Origin of the sequence: Pseudoflavonifractor phocaeensis, from assembly GCF_016901735.1 — a bacterium.
Taxonomy (GTDB): Bacteria; Bacillota; Clostridia; order Oscillospirales; family Oscillospiraceae; genus Pseudoflavonifractor_A.
The window spans coordinates 65473-72371 of the sequence record NZ_JACLZC010000006.1; the positions used below are offsets into that span (position 1 = coordinate 65473).

A 6899-nucleotide genomic window follows, 5' to 3' on the forward strand; every position below is an offset into this window, starting at 1 on the left:
AGCGGATCGTGCAGGTGATGATGAACGTGGTGTCCAACGCCATCAAATATACCCCCGACGGCGGCAAAATCCACATCAGCGCCGGACGTATGGGCGACCGGGTGTGGATGGAGGTGGCGGACAACGGCATCGGCATCCCCGCCGCCGACCGGCCCCGCATTTTTGAACGCTTTTACCGGGTGGACAAGGCCCGCTCCCGGGAGTCGGGGGGCACCGGTCTGGGACTCTCCATCGCCAAGGAGATCGTGGACCGGCATCACGGCCTCATCTCCCTGGTGGACCGGCCGGGCCCCGGTCTCACCGTCCGCATCGAGCTTTTGGTGGAGGGCCCCAGCCATGAGACACATTAACCCTTCCTTTGGTCCGCCCTCCCTCACCGGGCGTCAGCGGGCCGTGGAGCTGGTCAAGGACCTGCTCATCGTGATGCTGGCCTGCTCCGCCGTCTATCTGGCGGCCCGCACCCAGCTGCACACCGGTCTGGTGCCCTGGGTGGAGACCCTGCTGGGCGGCGAGCACAGCCAGCAGACGGGCCGTCTGGACCTGACGCGGATCAGCGATGTGGTACAGCCCGCCCAGGCGGCCGTCTGTCTGGGGGTCAACCGGAACGGCGAGGTCTCCCGCTATGGCGTGCAGTACAGCGACTCCCTCACCCAGCGCCTCACCTCCACCACCGCCGGACTGGTGGGGGAAGGGCTGGCCTCCGCCCGCACCTGCACCCTTCTCTCCGACGAGGACTGGCAGCAGGCCCTCCGCGCCCCCGGCATTTATCTGGATTACCAGGGCGCCGTCCCCCTGACCGCCCTTTGCCAGTGGCTCAACGACGGGGTGACCAACGCCGCGCTCTCCAATATCTGCGCCGCCCAGCTGGTGCTGGCCGACCTGGGCGGAGAGACCGCCGTCCTGTGTTATAAGAATGAAATAGACGGCCTGTACTATGCCTGGAGCACCACCGTCTCCTGTGACGGCTATTTTGCCTCCACCCTGGAGCCCTATACCGACAACGGCGCCCGCTTTGCCTTTGAGCTGGACGCTGAGAGCTACGGCGCCGTCAGCGGCGACCTCATGGTGCTGGGCGCCAGCACCCAGCCGGCCCTTTATCAGACCGTCACCCATCTGGATCTGACCAACGACAGCAGCCGGGACGACTTGCAGCAGGCCCTGCTCTTCCGCACCCAGGATTACATGGTCCCCGGGATGTGGGTCTGCCGGGAAGACGACACCCTGCGCATCTCCGCCGACGGAGTGGTCACCTATGAGGGGGAGTCCTCCAGCCGCTATCCGGTGGGCGTCCTGGCCAACGGCTCCATGGACGTGGCCGACCTTCTGGAGACCACCCACCGCCTGGCCAACGACGCTCTAACCGTCTGGTGCGGCAGTACGCCCACCGCTCAGCTGGCCCTCACCGAGGCCCTCCCTCTGGAGGACGGCAGCTGGGTGGTCCGTTACCACTACCGGCTCAACGGCATCTCCCTGGCCTTTTCCGACGGGGAGGACGCCGCCTTTTTCCTGGTGAAGGACGGGGCCGTCACCTCCTTTTTCCTGCGCCTGCGCTGCTATGAGGATACCGGCCAGCGCTCCCCCATTCTGCGGGAACGTCAGGCCGCCGCCGCTTTGGAGGCCTTGTCCGGCGGGCAGACGCTGGAACTGATGCTCTGCTATGAGGACACCGGCGGCGATACCGTCCAGGCCGCCTGGGTGGCCCGGTGAGGGAGGATACCCATGGAATGGTCGAAAATCAAAAACATCATCCTCCTCATCCTGCTGGGACTCAACCTCATTCTCCTCATCATCGTGGGGGATCAGCAGTACCAGAGCGACCAGGTGGCGCGCAACACCCGCTTTCAGGTCCTCCAGACCCTGAGCGAAAACGGCGTGTCGGTGTCGGAGGAGATTCTGCCGGAAAATACCGCCCTTCCCGTCCTTCAGGTGGAGGGAGACGCCACCCTCACCCTCAACGCCCAGGCCCTGCTGGGACCCTGCACCCAAAATGAGAGCAGCGACGCCCGGGTGGTCTACACCAGCGCCCGGGGCACCGCCGAGCTCTATTCCAGCGGACGCTTCCTCCTCCAGGCCAACGCCGGCGTATACACCGCCCAAAGCGGCCAGGAGGCCCAGGCCGGTCAGGAGGCTCTGGCGCTGATGGGTCTTACGGTGCGCATTCTGGAGCAAAGCGAGGAAAACGGCCTGGTCAGCGTCACCTACTGCCAGCTTTGGGAAGGAGTTCCCATCTTCGACGCCCTGTGCGCGGCGGTCTTTGAGGACGGGGAGCTGCTCTCCCTCTCCGGTCAGCGGGTCAGCGGCACCGCCTCCACCCTGGAGGTGTGGGAGCTGACCGACGTACCCACCACCCTCATCCGGTTTTTGAACTGGAAAAACCAAGAGCGTCTGGTGTTCAGCTCCATCACCGCCATGGAGGCGGGCTATCAATCCTCCAGCGGACGCACCGCCCTGCTCACGCCGGTGTGGTGTATCACCACCGAGACCGGCCGCTACACGGTGGATCCCAACGGCAATGTGGAGGCCCTCTCTCTCGGCGTATGAACGACAGCGCCCGGGACAGACCAGCTGGTCCGTCCCGGGCGTTCTTTTTTATACCTGTTTATCCGTGCGGAAAGTCACAGCAGGGGCAAAAGCCGTACATCGGCGGCCGTCCCGTAATGCGGGCCCACATCCGCTCGCCGTAGGCGTAGTGCCACCACTCGGGGCTGTAATTGCGCAGCCCCGCCCAGGCCATGAGATGGTAAAGGATGCGGCGGTTTTGCCGGACAGCCTCATCCGCGCCCGGCCGCTCAAACCAGTCGGTATGGGCCCGGCTGGTAAAATCGTCAAAGCCGGTGCCCATGTCCAGGGGCGCTCCGTCCCGGCAGAGGGTCAAATCCACCGCTCCTCCGGTGGTATGGGGGGCGGGACGCCGGGGCCGCTTGACGGGTAAGGCCACAAAATCGTCCATGGCCGCCGCCAGCGCCTGGGGCGTGAGGTCCGGCTGCCGCTCCAGCAGCTGCCGGGCGAACCGGTCATAAATTTCCTTTTGCAGGGCCAGGGGACGCAGCCCGTCAAAGATCAGAAGGCTGTACCCTTGGGGCAGCGCCTCCGCCGCCCGGACCAGACGGCTCCAAAGGCCCTGGCGCAGGTAGCACCGGTCCCACGCCTGCCGGTAGCCCTGGCGGCGGTAGGAGGCGTCAAACCGGATGCGCGGGTGGCGTTCCGTCACGTCCAGCAGGGGCTCGCCGCACTCCTCCGGCGGCAATACGCCGCTGTAATCCTCTTCCTCCGCCGGTGGAATGGGGTTATGGGCCCACTGTGACAATTCCATATCCGCGCCTCCCGTCCTGCCGCTTTTGCTGTTTTATCATAGCACGGCGGGACGGGAGAGGCAAGCGCTTTAGTCCATCCCCTGGAGGGCGTCGTATCCCTCCTCGCCGGTGCGGATCTTGATGACGTTTTCCACATCATAAAGAAAGATCTTGCCGTCGCCGATGCTGCCGGTATAGAGGCTCTGCTTGGCCGCCGCGATCACCGACGCCACCGGCACCTTGGCCACCACGATCTCCACCCGGATCTTGGGCAGCAGGTTGAGGGACATTTCAACGCCGCGGTAATACTCGGTCTTGCCCTTCTGGATGCCGCAGCCCAGCACCTGGGTTACCGTCATACCGGTGACGCCGATGTCGTTCATGGCCTTTTTGAGGGCCTCAAACCGGGACTGGCTGCACAGGATGCTGACCTTGGTCAGCTTGACGTCGGACGCGGGCTGCTTCTCCGACAGGACCTGCACCGGCACCGCCTGGTCCATGGGGACCCGTCCGGCGCTCCCGCCGGCCCCGTCCTGGGGATAGGCGTTGTCCGCCGCCACGGCGGTGACGCTGGTGGACTGGGTGAAGTCGGCATAGGCGGTGGGCAGGCCGTGCTCGTGGAGGTCCAGGCCGTCGATCTCCTCCTGGGCGGAAGCCCGCAGCCCGATGGTGTGCTTGATGACCTGGAAGATCACCGTCATGGTGACCAGCACCCAGGCCAGCACCGCCGCCACGCCCAGCAGCTGGACGCCGAACATCCGGACGCCGCCGCCGTAAAAGAGGCCGTTGTCCACGTCCAGCAGACCGGTGAGAAGGGTACCCATGGCGCCGCAGACGCCGTGGACCGAGATTGCGCCCACCGGGTCGTCGATCTTGGCCACCTTGTCGAAAAATTCCACCGCCAGGGGAAGCACCAGACCGGCACAGGCGCCGATGACCGCCGAACCCAGAATGGACACCCGGTCGCAGCCGGCGGTGACAGCCACCAGACCGCCCAGGGCGGCGTTGAAGGTCATGGACACGTCGGGCTTTTTATAGCGCACCCAGGTAAAGAGCATGGTCACCACGCAGGCCACCGCGGCGGACATGTTGGTGGTGACGAAGATGGAGCTGGCCAAGGCGATGGTGTCGTCGCCGGTCATGGAGACGGTGGAGCAGCCGTTGAAGCCAAACCAGCAAAACCACAGAATAAACACGCCCAGAGCCGCGATGGAGAGGTTGTGGCCCAGAATGGCCCGGGGCTTGCCATCCTTATCATACTTGCCGATCCGGGGCCCCAGTATCTTGGCCCCCACCAGCGCCGCCGTACCGCCCACCATGTGGACCGCGGTGGAACCGGCGAAATCATGAAAGCCCAGCTGGGACAGCCAGCCGCCGCCCCAGATCCAGTGTCCGGAAATGGGATACACCAAGGCGGAGATCAACAGGGAATAGAGACAGTAGGCGGAGAATTTGGTCCGCTCCGCCATGGCCCCCGAGACGATGGTGGCCGCCGTGGCGCAGAAGACCGTCTGGAAAATGAAAAACGCCATAAAAGGCACGCCCTCCGGCAGTACGGTGGAATAGTCGCCCCGGACAAAGGGGTCCAGGCCACCCACCAGGGCCCCGCTCCCGGCGAACATAAGCCCAAAGCCCAGCAGCCAGAAAATGGGGGTGCCGATGCAGAAGTCCATCAGGTTTTTCATCAGGATGTTGCCGGTGTTTTTGGCCCGGGTAAAGCCTGCCTCACACATGGCAAAGCCCGCCTGCATCAAAAACACCATGGCCGCGCCCAGCAGCACCCAGATCGTGTTGACAGCAGAATACATATCGCTCCCTCCTAAAACGTCAAAGGCGCCCGACCCACCTTTCGTGGATCGAGCGCCTTTGCTTGATGGAGGCAGTATAATCCCTTTTTTGCAGCGCGTCAAGCGCTAATTTTCATTTTAAATGCTTTGTAGAAATTATAACTGATTTTAACCCCTATTTTTGAAGGAAAGATAAATTTATCCTGCATCATGGTCCAGCAGCACCGGCACAGGCCGGTCCAGCTCCAGCCGGTGGGGCCACACCCGGCAGCCATAGGCCAGCACCTCCACGCCGGCGTCCCGGGCCCTGCGCAGGGCGTCCCCAAAGGCCGGATGGGTGTGGTCGTTGGGAGCAAAGGCGGTCATCCCGGCCATTTGGAGCACAAAGCACACCGCCGCCTCATAGCCCGCCTGCCGGCAGACCGTCAGCTCCTCCAGGTGCTTGACCCCCCGCTCGGTGGGCGCGTCTGGGAAGAGGGCCAGGCCGTCCGTCTCCAAGGTCACGCCCTTGACCTCCACAAAGCCCTTTTTTCCGCCGCCTTCCCAATAAAAATCAAAGCGGGATTTGCCCCAGGTGGTCTCGGGGCGCAGAAGGGTGAGCTCCGACCGGAAGGCCCCCGACTGGGCCCACTCCCGAAAGACCTGGTTAGGCGCTTGCGCGTCCATATTGATGAGCAGTTCCCCTTTTTCCACCGCCACCAGATCAAACCGGGTCTTGCGGTTGGGATTGGCGCTCTCCTCCAGATAGACCGTGACCCCGGGGATCAGCAGTTCCCGGCAGCGGCCGGTATTTTTGACGTGTACCGTCTCGGTGCGGCCTTCCATCTCCACCTGCGCGATAAAGCGGTTGGGCCGGTGCAGAAAAATTCCTTTTTTCACAGTTTGGTATTGCATTTTGACCTTCCTGTCTGTATCCTGTTAGAGAATCAACTTGATTGCGCCATTATCGAGGAGGAATTTTCTGTGCATATCCCCACCTGCGGCACCGATCAGCTGACGGTGACCCCCTTTGCCCAGGCGCTGGAGGAAGCGCTTCGGCCCAATCCGTCTTATGACGTATCCCGCTGGCTGTATGTGCCCAACGCCTATGCGGACTACCGGTATCTGCTGGGCACATGCGGACAGCGGCCCCTGATCTGTGTGGGCATCAATCCCTCCACCGCCGCGCCGGACGCGCTGGACAACACGTTAAAGTCCGTGGAGCGCATCGCCCTGGGCAACGGCTATGACAGCTTTTTGATGTTCAACGTCTACGCCCAGCGGGCCACCCGTCCGGACGACATGGAGGCCAGCTGCAACCCCGTCCTGCACGCCGAAAATCTGGCCGCCTTCCGCTATGTGCTGGAGCAGAGCCGCGGGGAAGCCCCCTCTGTCTGGGCCGCCTGGGGGGCCATTATCGAGAAGCGGGACTATTTGGCCGATTGTCTGCGGGACATGGCCCAGCTTAGCGCGGCATACGGCGCCCGCTGGTATTCTGCCGGCGCCCGTTCCAAAAAGGGACATCCCCATCACCCGCTCTACCTCCGCAAGGACAGCCCTCTGGACCCCTTCGACCTTTCCGGCTACCTACTTTCTTTCGAGAAAGAAAGTAGGCAAAGAAAGCTTCCATAAAGCGCCTGCCTTGCGTTTGGGTACATCGTAGGGGCGGCCTTCCTGGCCGCACCCTTTTCGCGTCGGAGAAACAGAAAACTCCGGACAGCAATAGCTGTCCGGAGTTTGTTCTGTGTTGGCATTACCTATTTTCCCGGTCCGTCTCCAGACAAGTATCTTCGGCGCAGGTGAGCTTAACTGCCGTGTTCGGGATGGGAACGGGTGGACC

General features: G+C 63.3%; 6 protein-coding genes, 1 rRNA gene and 1 pseudogene. 4 read left to right on the forward strand and 4 right to left on the reverse strand.

The annotated features are described in order from the left end of the window. Positions 1–2 precede the first annotated feature (2 nt). The 3 genes and pseudogenes from H7U37_RS16420 to H7U37_RS02670 all read left to right on the forward strand — a co-directional run. Positions 3–350: pseudogene (locus H7U37_RS16420) on the forward strand (sensor histidine kinase); the annotation flags it as partial. Then, positions 337–1707, forward strand: a complete 1371-nt coding sequence (locus H7U37_RS02665) for a hypothetical protein (RefSeq protein WP_204873388.1) — start codon at positions 337–339, stop codon at positions 1705–1707. The pseudogene H7U37_RS16420 and the gene H7U37_RS02665, both read left to right, overlap by 14 nt. Positions 1708–1719: 12 nt before the next feature. Continuing rightward, positions 1720–2541: a hypothetical protein gene (locus H7U37_RS02670; RefSeq protein WP_204873390.1), complete on the forward strand. Its 822-nt coding sequence runs from the start codon at positions 1720–1722 to the stop codon at positions 2539–2541. Between the two features lie 58 nt (positions 2542–2599). Here the strand turns inward: H7U37_RS02670 and H7U37_RS02675 are convergent, their stop codons facing one another. The 3 genes from H7U37_RS02675 to sfsA form a co-directional block, all read right to left on the reverse strand. Further along, a complete protein-coding gene (locus H7U37_RS02675) occupies positions 2600–3313 on the reverse strand; it encodes a M15 family metallopeptidase (protein WP_204873392.1) in 714 nt (237 codons plus the stop codon). Positions 3314–3382: 69 nt separating this feature from the next. Continuing rightward, a complete protein-coding gene (locus tag H7U37_RS02680) occupies positions 3383–5101 on the reverse strand; it encodes an ammonium transporter (RefSeq protein ID WP_204873394.1) in 1719 nt (572 codons plus the stop codon). Between the two features lie 177 nt (positions 5102–5278). After that, on the reverse strand, positions 5279–5974 hold the full coding sequence (gene sfsA, locus H7U37_RS02685) for a DNA/RNA nuclease SfsA (protein WP_204873396.1): 696 nt from the start codon (positions 5972–5974) through the stop codon (positions 5279–5281). A 69-nt stretch (positions 5975–6043) separates the two neighbouring features. On the opposite strand from sfsA, the gene H7U37_RS02690 reads away from it, so the two are divergent. Further along, complete coding sequence (locus tag H7U37_RS02690) at positions 6044–6691, forward strand: DUF1643 domain-containing protein (protein WP_204873398.1); 648 nt, start codon at positions 6044–6046, stop codon at positions 6689–6691. Between the two features lie 113 nt (positions 6692–6804). Here the strand turns inward: H7U37_RS02690 and rrf are convergent. Continuing rightward, positions 6805–6899, reverse strand: a 5S ribosomal RNA gene (gene rrf, locus H7U37_RS02695); the annotation flags it as partial.